At 66.6% G+C, this 20,521-nt stretch carries 15 protein-coding genes; 5 read left to right on the forward strand and 10 right to left on the reverse strand.

The features are described from left to right. Window positions 1–31: 31 nt before the first annotated feature. A complete protein-coding gene (gene xseA / locus HZA32_21230) occupies window positions 32–1,315 on the reverse strand; it encodes an exodeoxyribonuclease VII large subunit (protein ID MBI5426608.1) in 1,284 nt (427 codons plus the stop codon). Next, window positions 1,312–1,995: a TVP38/TMEM64 family protein gene (locus tag HZA32_21235; protein MBI5426609.1), complete on the reverse strand. Its 684-nt coding sequence runs from the start codon at window positions 1,993–1,995 to the stop codon at window positions 1,312–1,314. The genes xseA and HZA32_21235 overlap by 4 nt, the downstream gene beginning before the upstream one ends. 97 nt (window positions 1,996–2,092) lie before the next feature. On the opposite strand from HZA32_21235, the gene HZA32_21240 reads away from it, so the two are divergent. The 4 genes from HZA32_21240 (at window position 2,093) to HZA32_21255 (ending at window position 7,962) form a co-directional block, all read left to right on the forward strand. Then, window positions 2,093–2,785, forward strand: coding sequence for a glycosyltransferase family 2 protein (locus HZA32_21240; GenBank protein MBI5426610.1), 693 nt, complete (start codon window positions 2,093–2,095; stop codon window positions 2,783–2,785). A gap of 70 nt (window positions 2,786–2,855) precedes the next feature. After that, the gene (locus tag HZA32_21245; protein ID MBI5426611.1) at window positions 2,856–4,736 is read left to right on the forward strand and encodes a glycosyltransferase family 39 protein; all 1,881 of its coding nucleotides are present in this window, start codon (window positions 2,856–2,858) and stop codon (window positions 4,734–4,736) included. A gap of 101 nt (window positions 4,737–4,837) precedes the next feature. Continuing rightward, window positions 4,838–5,785, forward strand: a complete 948-nt coding sequence (locus HZA32_21250) for a glycosyltransferase family 2 protein (GenBank protein ID MBI5426612.1) — start codon at window positions 4,838–4,840, stop codon at window positions 5,783–5,785. Next, complete coding sequence (locus HZA32_21255) at window positions 5,782–7,962, forward strand: glycosyltransferase family 39 protein (protein MBI5426613.1); 2,181 nt, start codon at window positions 5,782–5,784, stop codon at window positions 7,960–7,962. Before HZA32_21250 ends, HZA32_21255 begins: the two co-directional genes overlap by 4 nt. 40 nt (window positions 7,963–8,002) lie before the next feature. Here the strand turns inward: HZA32_21255 and HZA32_21260 are convergent, their stop codons facing one another. Next, window positions 8,003–8,743: a class I SAM-dependent methyltransferase gene (locus HZA32_21260; GenBank protein MBI5426614.1), complete on the reverse strand. Its 741-nt coding sequence runs from the start codon at window positions 8,741–8,743 to the stop codon at window positions 8,003–8,005. A 47-nt stretch (window positions 8,744–8,790) separates the two neighbouring features. Here HZA32_21260 and HZA32_21265 point away from each other — a divergent pair, with 47 nt between their 5' ends. After that, window positions 8,791–10,845 carry a glycosyltransferase family 39 protein gene (locus HZA32_21265; GenBank protein MBI5426615.1) on the forward strand — a complete coding sequence of 685 codons (2,055 nt, stop codon included), beginning with the start codon at window positions 8,791–8,793 and terminating at the stop codon, window positions 10,843–10,845. On the opposite strand, the gene HZA32_21270 is transcribed toward HZA32_21265, so the two are convergent. The 7 genes from HZA32_21270 to HZA32_21300 form a co-directional block, all read right to left on the reverse strand. Further along, window positions 10,790–13,132, reverse strand: coding sequence for a hypothetical protein (locus HZA32_21270; protein MBI5426616.1), 2,343 nt, complete (start codon window positions 13,130–13,132; stop codon window positions 10,790–10,792). The genes HZA32_21265 and HZA32_21270 overlap by 56 nt on opposite strands. Then, window positions 13,104–14,294 carry a DUF2029 domain-containing protein gene (locus tag HZA32_21275; GenBank protein ID MBI5426617.1) on the reverse strand — a complete coding sequence of 397 codons (1,191 nt, stop codon included), beginning with the start codon at window positions 14,292–14,294 and terminating at the stop codon, window positions 13,104–13,106. Before HZA32_21275 ends, HZA32_21270 begins: the two co-directional genes overlap by 29 nt. Window positions 14,295–14,344: 50 nt before the next feature. Next, on the reverse strand, window positions 14,345–15,814 hold the full coding sequence (locus tag HZA32_21280; GenBank protein MBI5426618.1) for a glycosyltransferase: 1,470 nt from the start codon (window positions 15,812–15,814) through the stop codon (window positions 14,345–14,347). Then, window positions 15,811–17,667: a glycosyltransferase family 39 protein gene (locus tag HZA32_21285; GenBank protein MBI5426619.1), complete on the reverse strand. Its 1,857-nt coding sequence runs from the start codon at window positions 17,665–17,667 to the stop codon at window positions 15,811–15,813. The genes HZA32_21280 and HZA32_21285 overlap by 4 nt, the downstream gene beginning before the upstream one ends. Then, window positions 17,646–19,526 (reverse strand): glycosyltransferase family 39 protein, encoded by a 1,881-nt coding sequence (locus tag HZA32_21290; protein MBI5426620.1) that lies wholly within the window; start codon window positions 19,524–19,526, stop codon window positions 17,646–17,648. Before HZA32_21290 ends, HZA32_21285 begins: the two co-directional genes overlap by 22 nt. A gap of 58 nt (window positions 19,527–19,584) precedes the next feature. Next, the gene (locus HZA32_21295; GenBank protein MBI5426621.1) at window positions 19,585–19,944 is read right to left on the reverse strand and encodes a prepilin-type N-terminal cleavage/methylation domain-containing protein; all 360 of its coding nucleotides are present in this window, start codon (window positions 19,942–19,944) and stop codon (window positions 19,585–19,587) included. Window positions 19,945–20,111: 167 nt separating this feature from the next. Then, on the reverse strand, window positions 20,112–20,471 hold the full coding sequence (locus HZA32_21300) for a prepilin-type N-terminal cleavage/methylation domain-containing protein (protein MBI5426622.1): 360 nt from the start codon (window positions 20,469–20,471) through the stop codon (window positions 20,112–20,114). Between the last annotated feature and the right edge of the window lie 50 nt (window positions 20,472–20,521).

Genomic DNA, 20,521 nt, shown 5'->3' on the forward strand with positions numbered 1-20,521 from the left:
GCCACGCTCGTGGGAGCGGGCGCGACGCCGTTTATTCCACGCGGCTGCGAATCTTCCCGTCCGCAAACTCCGTCACGATCGGCTGGCCGGCCGCCACACCCTTGGCCCGCGAGATCGGCCGACCATCCTCGCCGCGCACAAGCGCGAACCCACGCTTCAACACCGACTGCGGGCTCGCCGACTCCAGACGCTTCCACAGCGCCAGCAGGCGATGCGACTCAAGTTGCACGCGCCGCTCCGGCGAAGCCGCCGCGAGACGCGCGCGGGCGTGGGCGAGCTGCTCGCGCCGCTCCTGGGTCGACTGCCGCAGGGCCGCGCCGAGGCGGTTGCCGAGGTCGTCGAGCCGCAGCTGCCGCTGCTCGATCACCGCCGTCGGCGAAAGCAGTCGCAGCCGGCTGCGCGCGTGGTCGAGGTGCTGGCGCGCGCGCTCGAGGCGCATCGCGGCGATGTCTTCGATCGCCCCGCTGGCGTTGAGCATGCGTTCGACGCACGAGAGGTGACGGCTCGAGATCAACTCCGCCGCCGCGCTCGGCGTCTCCGCGCGCACGTCAGCCGCAAAATCACAAAGCGTGTAGTCGATCTCGTGGCCCACCGCCGAGATGATCGGCACCGGCGACGCCGCCACGGCGCGCACGAGCGGCTCCTCGTTGAACGCCCAGAGATCTTCGATACTGCCGCCACCGCGACCGATCACGAGCAGGTCGAAGATGCCGAGTTCGGCCGCGACGCGCAGCTGTTCGACCATCTCGGCGGCAGCGCCGGCGCCCTGCACCTTCGCGGGCAAAATGACGAGCCGCCCGACCCACTCGCGCCGCCGCAGGATGCGGATGAAATCCGCCACCGCCGCGCCCGTCGGCGAGGTGATGAAGCCCACGCAGCTCGCCGCGAGCGGCAGCGGGCGCTTTTTCTCGGGGGCGAAAAGCCCTTCGTCGGCGAGCTTGCGCTTCAGTTTCTCGAACTCCTGCTGCAGCCGGCCGACGCCGTGGTCGACCACCGCACGCACGATGAGCTGGTATTGGCCGCGCGCCTCGTAGACGTCGATTTCGCCGTAGACGAGCACCTGGAGGCCGTCGCGCAACGCGACCGATTGCCGCGCGGCGTCGCCGCGGAACAGCACGCAGCTCAGTTGCGCCGTCGCGTCCTTCAGCGAGAAATACACGTGCCCGCTCGACTGCGCGCGGAGGTTCGAGATCTCGCCGCGCACCCAACCGGCCGGCAGGCCGCCCTTGAGCAGCTCGCGCACGCGCCGCGTGAACTCGCCGACCGATTGCACGCGGCCGGCCTCGTCGTTCAGCGCCAGTTCGTCCGGTTTCACGCCGCCTTTTTGCGCCGCTCGTAGTGTTTGCGCACGAGGTGCGTCGCGGTCACGAGCGCCGCCAACGCGCAAAACGAAACGAGTGCGACCTTGCCCTTGCCGTGCAGCAACGCATCGCCGAAAAGTAGAAACGCCACGTTCAGCGGCCACGCAGTCAGCGCCGACACGAGGAAATACCGGCCGAACGGCACCTCGGCGAGACCCGCGAGAAAATTCTGCGCAAAGAACGGGATGCCCGGCGTCACGCGCAACAGGATGACCAGATCGGTCGCGTCTCCCGCCTCGACGTCCGGAAGCCTGTAGCCGAGACGAGTGACGATCGCGCTGAGCACCGGCCGCAGCGCGCGCCGCGCGAGCGCATAGGAGAGGCAGAAATTCACCGTCACGGCGCCGAGCGCGAGCGCCACGACGCCGGCCGTGCCGAATTGCGGTCCGTAGAGCGCGACCGCCGGCAGCGAGAACGCCAACATGGGCACGGCCGCGAGCGGCGCCAGCGCCATGCCGACAAAGAACGCCACCGGTCCTGCGGCGCGCAGCAAATCGAGACCGCGCTCGATCAGCGCCTTCACATCGATGCCGCGCAAAACCAGCACCGCAGCGATGCCGAGCACTACGACCGCCGCCGCCAATTTGAGCAGGAGTTCGCGGTTGATTCGGGAGGGAGGCGTATTCTCGACCATCGGCCCACGATGCGCGCGCCGCTTCCGCGCCGTCAAGGCCGGAGCCTTCTTTGCTCTTCCCTCGCCGCGCGCGTCCTCTAGGTTGCCGCGCGCTACCATGAAGCTGTCCATCGTGATCCCCTGCTACAACGAGCGTCACACGATCCGCTCGATCGTCGAAGCCGTGCGCGCCGCACCCGTGCGCGACAAGGAGATCATCGTGGTCGACGACTGCTCGACGGACGGCACCCGCGAGATCCTGCGCGCTGAGATCGAGCCGCTGGTCAGCAAGGTGATCTACCACCCCGTCAATGCCGGCAAGGGCGCTGCGCTGCGCACGGGTTTCGGCGCCGCGACGGGCGACGCCGTCATCGTGCAGGACGCCGACCTCGAATACGATCCGCAGGAATACCCGCGCCTCCTCAAGCCCATCGCCGAGGGCAAGGCCGACGTGGTCTTCGGCTCGCGTTTCATGGGCGCCGAGGCGCACCGCGTGGTCTACTTTTGGCACATGGTCGGCAACCGTTTCCTCACGCTGCTCTCGAACATGTTCACGAACATCAACCTCACGGACATGGAGACGTGCTACAAGGTGTTCCGCCGCGACGTGCTCCAGAAGATCACGATCGAGGAAAACCGCTTCGGCTTCGAGCCGGAGATCACCGCGAAGGTCGCGAGCCTCGAAGGCTGCCGCATCTACGAGGTCGGCATCAGCTACTACGGTCGCACCTACGCCGAGGGCAAAAAGATCGGCTGGCGCGACGGCTTCCGCGCGATCTACGTGATCGTGAAATACAACCTGTTCCGCTGAGGCGCAGCGCGCGTGAAAACATCAACGCTCGCCTTGCATACTTTCGTCCGGTTCATCCGGAGCAAGTGCGATGATCGCGCCTGACGCGACCGCGAGCCTCGGCGCGTGGCTGCTGGTCGGACCGGCGGCAGGCTTCGGGTTTTTTCTGAGCGGGTATTTTGCGTTTCGGTGGCTGCCCTCGCCGCAAAAGCTGGCCACGAGTTTCGTCGGCTCGGGACTGCTCCTCTTTTTCGCGGTGCTCGCCGGCGATTTCTTTCAGGTCGCCCTGACCCGCGAATACCTAACGGTGATGCTCGGAGCAGCGGCGCTGGCGGGCTGGCTTCTTTCCCGATGCAAACGGGGCACTGACGACCGCCTACGAGCTTCGGTCGCGTGGGTTCGCCCTGGCCAATGGTATCGCGAAGCGTGGTGGCTGGTCCCCGGACTGATCGCAACAACATCCCTGCTGGCTCACTTGGTTTTGGAACCCCTGTCTGGTTTCGATACTCTCTTCCGGTGGGACTATCTCGCGCGGGTGATGGCGAGTCAACAATCGCTCCAGCATTACCCGCCCGTCACAGCCGAAGATTTTGCCGTCTATCCTTGGTGCGACGGCATACCTCCGCTGGTGTCGATCATGAGCCTCTGGCTCTATCTCTCCACCGGATCTTCGGCGGAACTCGTCGGAAGCGTGCGAACTGCGGTGGAGTTCGGATTGACCGTCGCGTTGGTGTGGCAGATTTCCCGCCGACTCTGGGGCGCGACCGGTGCCAGAGTGTCGATCCTCGTTCTGTCGACCAGTTCGTTGTTCCTGAGCTCGATCTCCATGGGGCAGGAAACCGGTTTGAGCGGCATCGCCTTGCTGACGCTCACAGCGCTCTTGCTCGATTATCGGGAAACTCCGCGCGCCGCCACCGCGGCCTGGATCGGCTTGGCCGCAGGGTTCGGAGGACTGTGTCGCGACTACAATCTGATCTTTCTTCCCGTCACGCTCGGTCTGCTCGCCTTCGCTCGACCACACCGAGCCCACTGGTGGCTCGCGGCAGCGACAATGGCAGCGACGGTCGCGCCGTGGTATCTCCGGAACGCATGGATCACGGGTAATCCACTTTTTCCGCACGCGCTGGGCGGGCTGCTTCCTTCCAACCATGCGCATCAGCAGGTCATGCGCGAGATTCAGGATTTCTGGTCTCTGTTCGCCAACTATTGGAATCCCATCGGTCTGCTGAAGTCCGTGCTGTTGGGGGCGGGCGCGCTGATCCCCGCCGCTTTGCTGGGTCTCAAACCCGATCGCTTTGAGCGCATCGTGCCGGCCGGCCTCATCCTGACAACAGTTGCTTTGTGGTTGGCTTCCATCTCCTCTACGGCCGGAGGTTGGACCTACAGTCTCCGCGTGCTGGGATCGGCGCTCCCATTACTGGCGATAGTCGCGGCTGCGAGCGTGCAGGTGTTGAAAGGTCGCTGGGCATTCGCCGGCGCAATCTTGTGCGCGCTGCTCACCGTGGACGCCGCTCGCCGCTCGTGGATCTTTGTCATCACTCCCACGGCTCCGGTCCTGCCCTACACATGGCACCCCTGGGAAAAATGGGCTCGCTTCATCCGCTGGGATCGTGATCCAGCCGTGTGGGAGAGCCTGAGCGCAGCGGCCCAAGGGGAAAGCATCGTTGTCGATCATCCCAATTTCTTCGTGCTCGGGCGTCGCAACGGCGGAAACATGGTTTCAACCTTCAGCCCACAACTCGCCGTCCTGTGGCGCTACAGTCCCCCGATGGGGCTTGCCGACCTCCGGCAGACGCTGCGCGAACAACACATTCGCTTTGTGGTTCTCTCGGGAGGCACAAACGCGGAAATGTATTTCTACAAATCAGCACCCGGCATAGTGAGATTACTCGCCACCAAGCCAACCGTAACGACGCGGGGGTTGTGGATCTACGACCTGGCGCTACCGGAGCAAACCCCACCAACCCGATGACACCCTTCCACCCCGGGATTTACGCCATCTTGAAGCACAACGTATTGCGCTGAAGTGACGCGCCGCCCAGTGTGTCCCGCGCGCATCCGCATCTCCTCTCCATGCCCGATTCCGTCGAATTGCCCCTCGTCAGCGTCGTGCTGCCCATCTTCAACGAATCGGCCGTGCTCCCGACGTTGTTCGCCCGTCTCACCGCCGTCTTCGCCGCTGACCCGTCCGTGCGCTGGCAGGCCGTGCTCGTCGATGACGGCAGTCGCGACGACTCCGCCGCGCTCATCGAGGCCCAAGCGACGCGCGATTCGCGCTTCGTGCTGATCCGCCTCAGCCGCAACTTCGGCTTCCAAGCCGCACTCGCCGCCGGCCTCTCGTCCGCACAGGGCGACGTCATCGTCACGATGGACGCCGACCTCCAAGACCCGCCCGAACTCGTGCACGAGATGCTCGCCCGCTGGCGCAAAGGCGCCGAGGTCGTCCGCGCCGTCCGCCGCTCCCGCCAGGAAACCGGCCTGCGGCGCGTGGGCATGGACGTGTTTCATTCCGTCTTCAACCGCATCGCCGATTTCCCGATCGAGCCCAACACCGGCACGTTCAGTCTGCTCGACCGGGCGGCGGTCGACGCCTTGCTTAACTTGCCCGAGCGGCACCGTTTCTTTCCGGGCCTGCGTTCGTGGGTCGGCTTCACGACCGCGGACATCGTCTATGACCGGCAAGACCGCGCGGCCGGCCAGCCGCAACAAACCTTCCGCCGTCTCGCGCGCTACGCATTCGATGGCGTCTTCAGCTTTTCCTACCTGCCGCTGCGCCTGCTCACCTACGCGGGCGTCTTCATCGCCGGCATCGGCTTCGCCGTCGGCCTCTTCTTCGTCGCACGGCGCCTGCTTGGCATCGAAATCGCGCAAACCGGTTTCACGACGCTCGTGACGCTCGTGCTTTTCATCGGCGGCGTGCAACTGATCGGCATCGGCATCCTCGGCGAGTATCTCGGCCGCGTCTACGACGAGGTGAAGCGCCGGCCGAACTACATCGTCAAACGCCGCGACCGCACTTGAACCGACAACACCTGAGCTGGCCCCTCGGCGCGCTCCTGACCGCGTTGCTCGCGGTGCCCGCGTGCTGGCTGCTCTTCACGCAGTTCATGGTCTACGACGACGAGGGCTACGTGCTCTGGTCGCTGAAAAACTACGTCGAACTCGGCGGTCTCTACACGCGCGTCTACAGCCAATACGGTCCGGCCTTCTTCGCCGCCTACGACGCCGCGCACCGCCTGACCGGCCTCGCGTTCACCAACGAAAATGCCCGCTGGATCACGCTCGCGCTGTGGTGCGGCACCGCATTCCTCGCCGGCTCGATGGCGGCGATGCTCACGCGCAGCACCATCGCACGCCTCGCGGCGACGGCGCTGGCGTTCGCCGCGCTATTCGCAATGAGCAGCGAGCCGATCCACCCCGGCGGCCCGCTGGCCTTTCTTTCGGCCGTCGCGGCGTGGTGCGGTTGCGACGCGCTCCTGCGCCAACGCCCCCGTCGGCTTGCGATCGCTTGCGGTGCCATCGGCGCGGCGATGCTGCTGACCAAAGTGAATGTCGGAGTCTTCCTGTTCATCGCGAGCGGCAGTTGGCTCGTGTTGCACGGTCCTTGGACCGAAAAGACACGCCGGCAGCTCGGCTCAGTCGTGCTGCTCGGCTGCGTGATATCGCCGCTGTTATTGATGCGCGAGAAGCTGTCCGACAGCCACTATGCGGGGTTCGCGCTGATGTTCGCCAGCGGATCGGCCGCAGTCGCGCTTCTGCTGCGGCGCGACACACGCTCTGACACGTCGGTGCGCGATTGGGGCGTGTTCGTCGCTTCGGCGGTGGCAGTCGCACTCACCGTCGGCGCGGCGGTGCTTGCGCGAGGCACGGCTCTCGCCGATCTCGTGCATGGCGTGGCAATCGCCCCTTTCAAGCAGACCGGCGCCTACTCGTTCGCACCGCGTGCCGCTCTGCCGGCGGCGTGCGTCGGCCTCGTTGGACTGGCGGTGGCGGCCTGGCTGGCCTCGCAGCCCGTATTACCGCGGCGCACAGTCCTCGCGATCGCGTGGGTTCGACTGATCATGGTCGTTGCCATCGCCGGCGTGGGCATCGACGTCATGCACCAGTCGGTGAGCCGTTATCTATTCTACTGCGGCACCGCGCTCGCCTGGTTGTTCGCGTGGCCGCTCCAGGGCGAAAAGACCCCGACAGCGAGAGCGCGCTTGTGGCTCGGCTGGCTGTTTGTGTGGCAAACGCTGCACGCGTTCCCCGTGGCCGGCAGCCAGGTCGCCTGGGGCTCGCTGCTCGGCGCACCGTTGCTCGTGATCGGTGCCCATGAAGCGATCTCGATTTTGTTCCCGAATGCACCCGTGCGCGCCCGTGCGGTCGCTCTCGTTGTATGCGGCGTGACGCTTGTTCCGTGCGTCGTGCTGGCCCGGACCGGATGGTTCTACAAAAAAGTCTCCGCGCCGCTCGATCTGCCCGGCGCAGAGCGACTCGCCCTACCGCCGAACATCGCGCAAGCGCTGCAGGCGATGAGCCGTAATGTCGTTCTGCACGGCGATCTGCTTTTCAGCCACCCCGGGATGTTCAGCTTTAATCTTTGGACCGGGCACCCCACTCCGACGGCTGCGAACGTCACACTGTGGTCGACGCTTCTGAGTGAGGAGCAGCAGAAGGAAATTCAAATGCGCCTCGCCGCCGATCCGCGCGCGGTGGTCATCGGTCAGGAATACGTGCTCAACCACCTCATTGCTCAAGGCTTCGCACCACAGGGGGAACTGAACCGTTTCCTCGTGAGGAATTTCACGCCGGCGTTCCGGATCGACACCTACGTGTTCTGGGTGCGCCGAGGGCGAACGATCGCGCCCGTGGGCACCGCACACCGCGACGCCGAATCAAGCGGTTGCGGCTGGCAGATCGAACTCATTACCGATCGTGCCGGCCGCGCTGCCACGTGGGAACTTTGGACAAATGGCGAACCGCGGCTGGTCGGTCGCGGCGAAATCGATGGCGCGCGAGCGAGTGTGGAGCTTCTCAATGATGACGGCACCGCCGCCGCGCCGTCGCGACCGTTCGCGGACGCGACGTTGCCCGGACGGTTGTGCCGGATGTCATTTTCGATCCCGCCGCTGAAGCTCCCCTCGGTCGACGATCTCGAGCTGCGCGTGCTCGACGCCGAGGGCCGCACGCTCGAACGCGTGCCATTCCGCCGCTAAAGCGCCGTTTCCAATGTAGGGGCGCAGCAAGACTGCGCCCCTACGGAGCCCGCCGACGCGCCACCAAGATTAAGCTCACACCGAACGGAAACGGTAGCCGCCACGTCGCCGGCGCGACGAAGAGCGCGCGCAGCACCTTGTTTGCGAACGCCGACGGCACGTGGTCCTCGGCCCGCGGCGCGTCCTTCGCCGCCGGAAACCACTTCCGCCAGCGCCGCAACAGCCACACCGCCGGATACGCGAAGACGTTCGTGTAGTTCACGTAGACGAGCTCCCAATCGCGCTCGCGGAACAGCCCGCGCAACTGCGGTCGCGCGTAGCGCCGGAAGTGATGCAACACCTCGTCCCAATCGCTCCACAGCGCCATGCTCGCCGGCACAGTGATGACGGCGAGGCCGCCGGGTTTCAGCAGTCGCGCGAAACCGTCGACGACCGCCTGATCGTCCGGCACGTGCTCCAGCACGTCGAGTGCCGTGACGTATTCGAGCGACGCGTCCGGCAATGGCACGCGGTCGCCGGCGAGGCTCAACACCTGTTCGGCGCGGAACTGCGCGCGCAGGAGCCGCAGCGCCTCCTCGTGATCGTCGAGCACGAGCACGCGGCAGTGCGCTTCCATCTCCTTCGCGAAACGCCCCGTGCCCGCGCCGCAATCGAGCAGCGTATCGTCCGGCCGCATCGGCCTCGCCTGCGCGATCCAGCGCCGCACCAGCTCGCGCTTGCCGGCGTAATACCAATGCTCCGCTTCGACGCGCGCGAGGTTCTCGTATTCGGAGGAGTTCACGGCCGCTAGGTTGACGAATGCCTGCCCCGCTCCAAGCTCCGAGACGCATGACGTTTCGCCGGTCCCTCCTGCCCGCCATGCTCGCACTCGCGGCCTTCGCGGTGATGGCGGGCGACGCCGCGCGGCGGATAGGCATCACGTTCGACGAACCGGCGCACGTTGCCGCCGGGCGCGCCTACTGGCTGACCGGCGACTATCGCCTCCAACCGGAGAACGGACTGCTTCCGCAACGACTCGAAGGCCTGCCCGCGCAACTGGCCGGCATGCCGTTTCCCGCGCCGAGTGGCCCGACGTTGGAGAGGGCCGACGTATGGGGCATCGCTCGCGAATACCTTTTTGACGCGGGCGTGGACGCCAACCGGATCGTGTTTCCGGCCCGGCTGGTGACAGTCGGTCTCGGCGTCCTCCTGCTGGCGCTCATGTGGCGATGGTCGGCCTCGCTCTGGGGCGAACGCGGCGGACTGGTGACGCTCGTGCTCGGCGCGTTTTGTCCGCACCTCCTCGCGCACGGCTCGCTCGCCACGTCGGACCTCGCGGCCGCGCTCGGCTTCACCGCGGCGCTGCTCGCGTGGTGGCGGCTTTTGCATCGCGTGACACCGGCTCGGCTCGCTGCCGCCGCGCTTGCGACGACTTTCCTGTCGCTCTCGAAATACTCCGCCGTGTTGCTCGCGCCCATCGTCGTTGCGCTCGCCGCGCTGCGGTTAGCGCAACGCGCGGATCTGCCCGCGGCTATCGGCTCGCGCGGCTGGCATTTTCGCGGCGCCACGCGCGCGGCAGCGCTGGGTGGCGCCATCGTCGTGGTCGCCCTCGTTACGTGGCTGGGGATTTGGGCGGGCTACGGATTCCGCTACTCGGCCGCGCCGGACGGCAGTGAAGCGCACTTCGCGATGCCGTGGTCGGAAGTGCTGATCGAGCAAGCGCGGCGCAGCGGCTCCGTGATGGCCGACGGCGCGACCGCGCGCGACGAGGTGCAATTGCGAGCGGGAATCGTGCAACACGCCGTGCACTGGGGGCGCGATCACCGTGTGCTGCCCGAGGCGTATCTCTACGGGCTCGCCTTCGTCGATCGCTTCTCGCGGCACCGGCTAGCCTATTTTTCCGGGGAATTTCGAGAGCGCGGCTGGGTGGAGTTTTTTCCGGCCGCGTTCCTACTGAAAACGACGCTGCCGGCGCTCGTGCTCGTCGTTCTGGCATGGCTCGCGTGGGTCCGGCACGGCCGGCGCCGGCGCGTCGCGTATCGGCTCGCTCCGCTCGCCGTGCTGGCGGTCGTCTACTGGGTCGCTGCGATTTTCAGCCATCTGAACATCGGCCATCGACACCTGTTGCCGCTCTATCCGCTGCTTTATGTTTTTTGCGGCGCGGTCGCCGGGCTCGCCGTTCAGCGCTGGGGCGCCGTGGCGCTGGTGCTGCTCGCGTGGCAGATCGCCGACTCGGTGGCGGTGCGGCCGCACTACCTGACGTTCTTCAACGCACTCGCGGGCGGGCCGAGTGGCGGGCATCGTTTCCTCGTCGATAGCTCGCTCGATTGGGGCCAAAACCTGCCTGATCTGCGCCGCTGGCTGGCGGCCAACGCCGGCGACGCGCGCGTGTATCTCTCTTATTTCGGTTCGGACGAGCCGGCTCGTCTCGGCATCCACGCCACGCGGATCGGCGACGGCTATTTCGATCACGCGCCGTCGCGGCCGGTCCTGCCCGCGCTGGAGCCCGGGCTCTACTGCATCAGCGCGACGATGCTGCACCGCGTCTACACGTCAGTGCGCGGGCCGTGGTCCGACGGCTACGAAACCGAGTATCGCCGCCTCACGCGCTGGCTGGTCGAGCAGCAGACCAAGCCCGGCGCCGAATGGCAGGGCCCCGACGCCCGCCCGCTCGGCGACCTCGAGCGGAAACTGGAACTCGCGCGCCTCGAGCAACTCCGCTTCGGCCGGCTGTGTCGCTACCTGGAGCGTCGCGCGCCCGACGCGATCGTGGCGAACACCGTCCTGATCTACCGCCTATCTGCTTCCGAAATTCAGGCCGCGTTGGCCGCGCCCGGATCCTCGCAGCTTACAATCGACGACCGAGAGACGGCTGCGGCAGATCGATCACTTGCACGCGAGTGAAAACGGTGTCCTGCGCCACACCGGGGGACAGACGCAGACCGATCACATGGGCGCCTGGCTCACTCGGCAACGGTAGTTCGATTTCCTTCACCCCGGAACCTTCACAATCGACGACGACGTCTGCTCCCAGCGCATCGACCGAAAACGACCAGCGATCCGACACCGCAGCAAGGCGTCGCGCAGTGACGCGCAGGCGCATCGGCTGTCCGCGCGATTCGTAGAACAGCTGCGCGTGACCACTTGGAATTGTGCGCACCGACAGGCGACCGCCACCCGGTAGGTCGTGCTCCGCTGGCGTCAACCCGATGTGCTTGGTCCAGCCGGCGAAGTCCGGCATGTTTCGCTCCCATCCGAGTTCCCAAACTCGCGTTGCGGGCAAATAGATCCCGTCACCAGGACCCGCGCCTACTAGGCGCCAGTCGCTGCGGCCCGCGAATTCTCCGTAGAGCGGCATCGCAACGCCCAGCGAGAGCGTCACGATCGCCTCCACGCGTCCGAACGCATCAGCTGTCGCGCCGACGAATGTCAGGTCCGGCATGCGCGCCTGCAATCGGCGCATCAGCGGATACGCGAGATCGTGCACGTTCTGCAGCCAAATCCGCCGCGCACCGCTGCGCGCGATCAAGTCGACGAACGCCCGATCGCGAAACGCGAGCCGCGGCAGCATGCGGTAGTAATTCACGTCGCGCGGCATTTCGGTGATCCGCGGCGATCGCCACAACGTGCGCCCAACCGTATCGGCGCCGGGCCACCACGCCACGCCCGCCAGGACGACGGTTCCGCACGCGACCGGTCGCGCCCAACGGCGCATCCCCATCTCGACCGCCACCACGGCGACAGCGGTGCCAAGAAGAAAGAGCGGCTGCTCCAGCCGTGTCGCCCAGGGCTGCCATTTCAGACTCACGCAAAACAACGCCGCGCCCGCCAGCACCGCCGTCGCCAGCCACCGCACGCGATCGCGCGCGCCACCCGCGCGCCAGCCGGCCGCGACGACGAGGAGGATCGGTAGTCCGAGCACGAAGTGCACCGGCGCGCCCGCAATCGTCTCGTCGCTTGGTGAATAGGGCGCGTCGAAAGTCAGAATCCACAACGTCGTGCGCGGGTCGTTAGTGTCGACACCGAGCCACCGATGGACCGTCCGCACGCCCGCCAGCCAGCGCTCGTTCCACGCCGGCACCGGCAGCACGACATGCAGCGAAGCTTGGCGCAGCACGTTCGAAGCGAACAACCGCGGACCGAACGCCTCTGTGGCCTCGCGTCCACCGCCATCCGCTCTGCGCGATCCGAGCGCAGAGCCATACCACGCGAGATTGCGCGCGTGAAATGGGGCGATCATCATCAGGGTGAACAACGCGGCCGGCAGCAACACACGTGCGCGCTCCGACCACACCGCGCGACGCAACCACGGCCACAAGCCTGCGATCAACAGCGGCGGCACGAACAGCATCGCCGTGCTCTTCGTGAGCCAGGCGAGCACGAAGGGCAGTGCCAGCCGCAGTGCCGCGCGGCGCGTCGCAACGAACTCCACCGTCCGCCACCGTGCGAGCTCGACCGCACCGACGACCGTCCAAAATGCCGCCAGCAGGTCGTTCTTGGCGTTGCTCGCCTCGTGATACGCCATCGGCAACAACAGACCGAGCAGAGCCGCCACCGTCGCCGCGCCGCGCGAGCCGCCGAGCCGGCGCACCAGTAACGCAAGACCGATGGCCACCCCGCCGTAGGCGCTCCATTGCGGCAGGTTCGCCCAGCGATCGCCACCGGTGAGGGCGAGAAATTGCAGACCGAGCACCTCCGCCAGCGGCGGCATCATGTTCTGCCGATCGTTGAGGGTGAGGAACGGTTCGAGACTGCCCTGCTGCAGCCACATCAACTGGCGCGGCAGGTGGTAATTCAGCACATCGACCGTGTTTGGCGGCGCGAGCAGCGCGCGCGCCAGCGTCAACGCCAGCAGCCCGCCCGCCGCGAGCGCAACCAGCCCTTCCGTCGCTCCGCGCGGCCGCGGCCACGCCACCCGCGGAGCGCGCATACGCCAGAGCGACACTAGCGCGCCGACACCTGCGAGCAGCCAGACGAGGCGCAACGCATCAGGACGCACGAGGCCGAACGCACCGAGGCAGTTCGTGATCACCCACACTCCTCCCGCAAACAATGCGGCGGCTTCGAGCAACGCTTCCGCAGCGACACGACCTCTCGCCGCGCGCTCGCGCGCCAACGCGGCAAACACAAGTGCCGGAAGCAGTCCCCAGAATTGCGACAAATCAACCAAGCTGAAGGAGGGTCCGTCCACGTCGCCAAGCCCAGGCCACGAGCGCGACCATGAGCACGGTGCTTAACACGAGGATCAGCGCCTGCTCGATCCCCGAGGAGAGCAACACCCAACGCCAACGTTCGAGCGAGACGCCGCCGTCGGCGCGAAGGAGCTCGATCGTGAAGGATTTCGGCATGAACGCCCACAGCGCCACCAGCAGCAACCGGCAGAGACCGCGACCGAGTGCGCGGGGTGCCGCCTCGGCACTGCGCGCCAACGCGAGCCACGCGGGCACCACGAGCAGCCAAAGGATGGCGCGGTAGGAGTAATTGTTGTTCGCCAGGAAGCAGAACAACCAGCTCGTCCCGCCCGCGACGGCCGCTGCGGCCAGCAGACCCTCGTCTGGAATCGAGCGGGCGATCGCAGCGCGTCCGCGCCACAACGCTGCCGCCGCCCCCAGACCGCCGAGCGCCACCCCAGCAACGAACCAAAGCCGCCCCTCTCCTTCGTGCGCCCACGCGACGGATAGAATGCGTATGCCATACGCGTAGATCGAGTCCGGCCGCGGTGTGATCGCCAGCACGCGAAAGAACTCCACGCGCTGCACCCACCACAGAGCACCGAAGAGCGCGAGCGCACCGGCGACGATCCAGACCAGCCGCACCACACGCTCGCGTCGCGCCAACACGGTGGCAAGGGCCGCCAAAGGATAAAACTTCAGCACACCGGCGAGAACGAGCACCCCCGTGCCCGCAAAGCCGCCCAGCGTCGACGGCCGCGCAAGGCACACCGCGGCCAGCGCGAGCAGCAGGAAGACCACAAGGTCGTTGTTGCCGCGTTCGAGGCCGAGCAGCACCGGCGGCGAGAGAATCAGCAGGCATACGCCAAGCGCATCCGCGAGATTGCGCGGCGCCAACAGCCACAGCGCCACCCCGACCGTCGTCAGCGCGAGCAGCGCGCCCAACCACCACGCGTCTTCAGTCATGAGGCCGAGCCCTGCGATGGCAAGCCAGGCCGGACCATAGACGTGCGGACGCCCCAACGGGTCGAACGGATTGGGTTGATAGACGTCGAGTCCCGCGCGCTGCGCCTCGCCGGCGGCGAGGATCGCGACCGTGTCGGCAAAATACGGGCGCATGTGAAAAACGCCTATGCGCTCCCACCACGACTCATTCAGCACGAGGAGCAGGAAAACAGTCACGAGCGTCAGCGCACTCGCGACGCTCCAGCGCCAGCGTTGACGATCGACGCTCATGCGCGCGGCGGGCGCGCCGTCGCGACGGACGGATGACAGCGCAGTTTCCACAGCCCGAACCACGTCATGCGGAACAGCAGCGCGCCGTGGCGGAAACGCGAGATGTTCGTCTCGCCGTAGGTGCGGTCCTTGTAGCGCACCGGCACGTCGCGAATGCGCAAGTCGAGCAGCGACGAGCCGAACAGGAGATTGAAATCACCGAACGGATCGAAATCGCCGAACGGCGCGATGCGGCGCAACACGCGCTCGTAGTCGGAACGGAGCAGCATCTTGGTGCCGCACAGGCTGTCCTTCACCGGCTGACCGAGCACGAACGAGAGCGACAGGGCGAAGAATTTGTTGCCGAGGAAATTCAGAAAACGCATCGCGTGGTCCTCCATCGGATACACCAGTCGGCTGCCATTCGCGAACTCCGCGGCGCCGCTTGCGATGGCGGCGTAGAACTTCGGCAACTCCTCCGGCGGCGCCGTCAGATCGGCGTCCTGGATCACGAGCACGTCGCCCCGCGCGATCGCGAAACCCGCGTGCACCGCGTCCCACTTGCCCTTGCCCGGTTGCTGGATGAAGCGGACCGCGTGCGGGCCGCGGTAGGCGGCGCACTCGCGTTGGATCGCGGCCCAGGTGCCCTCCTTGCTATGGCCCTCGACGAAGATGACCTCCGTGCGTGCGCCGAGCGTCGGGATGCGCTCGAGCGCCGCGCGAATGTTGCCCGACTCGTTGCGCGCCGGCACGATGACGGAACAGGAAATCTCGCCCTCGATCCGCGGGGCGACGCGCGGCCGCGCCGTGAGCGCGAGCGTGATGCCGAAATGCCGGAAGAACGGCAGGCGCACGACCGTGCGGTTGAAGAAACCGGAGAGCAACGGGACGTTGAACGGGAGCAGTTGCAGCCGTTCGAAGCGGACGACTTCCCACCCGGCGAGTTCGAGCAGGTTGATGAGGTCGCCGTGCGCGAGCCAGGCGCTGGGCGGCTGCGGCATGACCGTGCCCACGGCGGTGGCGACCCGGAGGGGCGCCAGCCACGGGGTATTCAGCGAGGTGAGGTGCAGGCGCGTGCGCGCGTGCGCGGCGGCGCGGAGCTTTTCGAGCACCTGCTGGATATCCGGAAGATAGCCCGTGAGGTAATCGAGCACGATGTGGTCGAATTTCTCCGTCCACTCCGCCGCACTGACATCCAGCACGCGAAATTCGAGACCCGGTTGATCGCCATGCCGGGCCTTGGCCTTTTCGATCATCGCGGCGCTGAAATCCACACCGAGACCCCGCGCCGGGCGCAGAGCCGCGAGCAGGTCGCCCGCGCCGCAGCCGAGTTCGAGCACGCTCTCACCCTCGGCTATGTGGTGCTGGAAATGGCCGCGAAGTTGCGCGTGGAAACCGCTTTGCACGGAACGCGCCGTCGCGTCGTGGGTGGCAACCCAGTCGAAATGCGACTGCAGCGAACCGGTGGAGGGAGCGGATGGCGTCATGGCAAAACGGGCCCCATCTCAAGGCGCGGCGCGGGTGGTGCGAGCCGAATTTGCACGACGCGGCTCAGCCGCGCGATACGCCCGCCCCAGCGGCGCTCGACGACCGGTTCGAGCACGAAGGACTCCGGCAGGCGATCCAGCGGATCGATCTGGAAACCGCCGTCGGGCCCGACCGCCCGGAAGCCCTGGCAGACGATCACTTCGTCGAAGGTGTGGTGATCGAGGTGGAATTTCACCTGCGCGTCGCGCCAGCGCGCACGCGGGATCTGCACCGCCGCCGTCTCGCGCGCGACCCAGAGGAGCGATGACTTGTTGGTGATGATGAGGCGGCGCGCGGGCGGCAGCGCGTCGATCGTCTCCGCCTCCCATTCGATCTCGCGCATCAGCACATTGAGCTGCCAGTGCATCGCGTTCGCGCGCAATCCGGTGCCCGCATACGCCACGAGCGCGCCAAGCACGCCGACCGTGACGCCGACACCGCGCCAACGCACGGGCAGGTTGCCGGCGGCCCAAGCGAGCGCCAGCGCGAGCAGCGCGCAGAACGGCAGGCTGAGGCGCGAGACGATCGGATCGTCCAGCTCGCCCCAGTAATAGAACATGAGCAGCGTGAGCCCGCCGCAGATGGCGCCGCCGAAAATCACGAGGGAAACCGTCGGCGCCGGCGCGACCGCCCAGCCACGCCACCCGCGCACCAGACGGAACGCTGCCCACAGCAGCGCCGGAATTCCAGCCACGGCGAGCCACCAGGAATTCAGCATCAAGCCGGAGAAGTTGAACAGGAAACCGAACGCGTGCGGGAAATTGTTCTTCGCGTAGTGCAGCGCGAAGCGGTGCTCCTCGCCTTCACGCAATTCCCACAGCGACGGCGTGCCGGAGAGGAAAACGTTGTGCAGCGCGTAGGGCACGAGCAGGGCCGGCGCGAGGATGGCCGCGGGCGGCAGGATGAGACGCCCGGCACGGCGCCAGCCTTCGAGCACGATCAGCGCGGTCGGCGCGATGTAGAGCGCGGACTCGTAGCGCGATTGCGCGAGCAGGATCACGCTGAGGAGCAGCGCAGCGAGCCGCGGCTCGTCGGGCGCGTCGAGATAGAGCGCGCCGAGCAACACGGCGAGGAGCAGCATCGCAAGGTTGACCATCTCCATGCCGGCGCCGGTCGCGTTGTAGGCGAGCAGCGAGAACGCCCCGAAGCTCACGACCGCGACGCACGCCGCCGCATGCGCGACGAAGCGGCGGGCCAGGAGATAAACCAGCGCGAGGATCGCCGGCATCAACGCGGTGTTCAGGGCGAAGGCGTTGCCCTCGCGGTAGCCGGTGAGGTCGTGCAGCAGCGAGACGAGGAACGTGAAGAAGATCGGACGCTTATCGAGGTAGGAGCTGACGCCGCGAAACACGCCCTCGATCTCGTAGCCGCGCGTGATCGCGCCGACTTCGCGGATCTCGTGGAGGTTGCGCGCGGTGGCTTGGAGCACGAACTCGTCGTAGAGGACCTTGTAGGTGTAGGGCGTCGTGAGGGCGGCGATCAGCGTCAGCCCAGCGATCGCGCCGACCAGCGTGAGCAATTCCCGGCGCGTGAGCTGCGGGCGGGAGGTCCACCACGCCGGCACGACGCGCGCCCACGCGAGCACGGCCCACGCGAACGTCGCCGCCATCGTGTAGTAGCCATAGCGCTGCACGAGTCGGCCGGCCTCGGCGACGCTCGGAGCGACGAAGCCGACGTAGACCGCCGCGACCGCCACGGCGCCGAACAACAGCAGGCGCACCGGCAAGCGGCCGCCCTCGTCGCCGCCGAGGCGCGGCAAGCGTTCACGCCAGCCGGACGCGCGCGCGGGGTTCACGGCAGTTGCTTGATCCACTTTTCGAGGTATTGCGCCTTGGCCTTTTCGAGTTCCTCGGCGGTGCGCGCGGGACCCGGCGCGACGGGCGCGAGGCCGGCGCGGGCGACGACGGCGCCCTTGTCCCTGATCGCGACGATGCGGCTGATGCGCGCAAGGTGGAGCGTGGCGATGCGCTTCTCGACGACCGGCTCGAGTTCGAAGTCGGGGCCGAGGTCGTCGGCCGCGTCGATCGTGAGCGCGCCGGTGTCCGCATTCACCGTGAAGCGCTGGAACACATACATCGCGGAGAAGCTGTGATTGTGGAGATGGAACGCGAGGCCCTCCTTGCGCTCACCGGCCTGCTTGATGGGCGTGGAGGGCATGCGCTGCGTGATCCAGAAAGTGGAGTCCTGATCGATGAACAGGTAGTCGCGCGCCGGGAATTTTTTGAGGAACTCCTCGCGCCACGCCATCTCGATGCCCGGCGTGTAGTCCCATTCGTAGGCGCGTTGCGCCATCATCGGCAGGCCCTGCAGGACGAGCGCGGCGACGGCGCCCGCGACCGCGAGTTGCCAGCCTCGAACCGAACGCAGGAAGCTCGCCCCGACCACGACGATGGCGATCCCGAACAGGAGGTGCACGGGCAAGCTCAGGCGGCGGATGACCGGATGATCGAACTGACCCCAGAAATAAGTCATCAACAGCGCCGTGATCCCGAACAAGCCGAGCACGACGAACGCGCTGCCGACATCCGCCGCGTCGGTCGCGGCATCGGGCGATTGGCGCAGCGTGCGGGCGACGAGCAGCAGCAGGAACGGCAGCGCGACGAGGCCGAGCGCCGCGAAGGTGATCGAGTTGGCCTGATAGCCGGAGCGATCGAAGAAGAAAGCGAGCGCGTGGCCGAGATTGTCCGGCACGTAGTGGAGCGCGAAGACGGCGTCGGCGCCCTTGATGCTGCCGAGTTCCCACGTGGCCGGATTCGCGGCGAACACGCGGTTCTGGAGCACGTAGGGCAGCAGGAAGACCGGTGTGGCGACGACGGGCCAGCTGAGGATCACGCGTCCGGCGCGCCACCAACCCCAGAGCACGAGTGCGGCGACGGGAAAAATGAAGATCACCGACTCGTAGCGCGTGAGCGCGAGCAGCACGGCGGAAAGGCAGAGCAGTTCCAGCGAGTCCGTGTCAGGCTCGCGCGCGTAACGTCGCGCGGCGAGCAGCACGGTGGCGATCATCACGAGATTGAGCAGCTCGAAGCCGCCGCCGGCGGATTGTTGCGCGGCCAACGGCAGGCCGGCGAACAGGAGCACGAGCAACGCGCCCGCCCAACGCGTGCGCGCGAGTTGCCAGCCGAGCACGTAGACGAGTCCGAGGAAAACCGCGCCGAGCACGGTGTTGACCCAGAACGGATTCGTCGGCCGGTAACCGGTCAAGTCGTGGACGAGCGCGACGACGAACGGGAAGAAGAACGGGCGTTTGTCGACGACCTTGAGGCTGAGCAGCAGCGGACCGGTCGCGTCGCTGGCGCGGGCGGGATAGCCGATCTCGCGGTCGTAGTGGATGCCCATCGACGTGCCGAGGAGCAGCACCTCGTCGGCAAGGATCTTGAAGCCGTGTTTTTCGTGCGCCGACCAAAGCACGCTGCAACCGAGCACGAGCGCGAGGGCGCCGGCGTCGGCGCGGCCCGGCCGCCAATCGGCCCAGCCGCGGCGAACAAGGCGCCAGACCGCCGCGGCGAACAGCAGGAACGCGGCGAGCATCACCCAGTAGCCGCCCTTGGCGACGAGGGTGATGGCCTGCAGCTCCGTGAGCGCGAAGCGCCCGACGACGAGCGCGGCGACACCCAAACCGAGCAGCAGCCAGACGAGCTTGTTGCGCAACGCGAGCTTTAGCACGGGCATGAAAAAGCCGTCCACGAAAAATGGACGGCTTGCAATTCAGGAACCTTAAAACAGCGGTTTAGTTGCTGTAGGTGACCGTGCGCTGGCCGGCGATGCCCGTCGCGGTGAGCGCCACGCCCTGCGTGACACCGGTCGGATAGGTTTCGTTGGCCGCCGCAGCGATGTTCTTGATGTATTGCGTGCTGTTCGTGCCGACGAGGTCAGCCGACGAGACGGTGCTATAGCCCTTTTCCAGGAAGTATTGGTCGGCCGCCGCGGAGAGCTGGCGGAGATTGTTCGTCACGGCCTTGTCTTGGGACGAAGCGCGGACCTTCTGGAACGCCGGGATGGCCATCGCGGCCAGGAGGCCGATGATGACGACGACGATCATGATTTCGACGAGGGTGAAGCCCTTGGTGGAGCGATTCTGGGTATTCATGGGTATGGTTTGGATTATTATTCGCCTCCCGCAGAGCGAGAGACGCCGCGATTAGGCCGAAAAGCAGCCCCTGAAACAAGGGCAAACCTAATGAGGGTTATAACGCGGACGTAAAAAAGACCGCCCCGGAAAGGAGCGGTCTGGTAGGGAGTGAACGAGCGGCGTGCTCAGTTGCTGTAGGTGACGGTGCGCTGCCCGGCGATACCCGTCGCGGTGAGCGCCACGCCCTGCGTGAGCCCACCCGGGTAGCTTTCGTTGGCCGCCGGGGCGACCGCCTTGATGTATTGGGTGCTGTTCGTGCCGACGAGGTCGTCGGACAGAACCGTGCTGTAGCCCTTCTCGAGGAAGTATTGATCAGCCGCGGCCGAGAGCTGGCGGAGATTGTTCGTGACGGCCTTGTCCTGGGACGAAGCGCGGACTTTCTGGAACGCCGGGATCGCCATCGCAGCCAGAAGGCCGATGATGACGACGACGATCATGATTTCGACGAGGGTGAAACCCTGGTTCGAGCGATTCGGGGTTTTCATTGTTGTGTGGGGCTATGATTAGCGGCTCTTGCGAGGCCGCCGAGCAAACT

This window comes from Opitutia bacterium (assembly GCA_016217545.1).
In the GTDB taxonomy this organism is placed as follows: domain Bacteria; phylum Verrucomicrobiota; class Verrucomicrobiia; order Opitutales; family Opitutaceae; genus Didemnitutus.

Bases quoted from the DNA above. Each gene is read 5' to 3' on its own strand.
- HZA32_21290 (MBI5426620.1), bottom strand. From the start codon at position 19,526: ATGCCCGTGCTAAAGCTCGCGTTGCGCAACAAGCTCGTCTGGCTGCTG.
- HZA32_21245 (MBI5426611.1), top strand. From the start codon at position 2,856: ATGATCGCGCCTGACGCGACCGCGAGCCTCGGCGCGTGGCTGCTGGTC.
- HZA32_21280 (MBI5426618.1), bottom strand. From the start codon at position 15,814: ATGACGCCATCCGCTCCCTCCACCGGTTCGCTGCAGTCGCATTTCGAC.
- HZA32_21295 (MBI5426621.1), bottom strand. From the start codon at position 19,944: ATGAATACCCAGAATCGCTCCACCAAGGGCTTCACCCTCGTCGAAATC.
- HZA32_21250 (MBI5426612.1), top strand. From the start codon at position 4,838: ATGCCCGATTCCGTCGAATTGCCCCTCGTCAGCGTCGTGCTGCCCATC.
- HZA32_21235 (MBI5426609.1), bottom strand. From the start codon at position 1,995: ATGGTCGAGAATACGCCTCCCTCCCGAATCAACCGCGAACTCCTGCTC.
- HZA32_21300 (MBI5426622.1), bottom strand. From the start codon at position 20,471: ATGAAAACCCCGAATCGCTCGAACCAGGGTTTCACCCTCGTCGAAATC.
- HZA32_21265 (MBI5426615.1), top strand. From the start codon at position 8,791: ATGACGTTTCGCCGGTCCCTCCTGCCCGCCATGCTCGCACTCGCGGCC.
- HZA32_21240 (MBI5426610.1), top strand. From the start codon at position 2,093: ATGAAGCTGTCCATCGTGATCCCCTGCTACAACGAGCGTCACACGATC.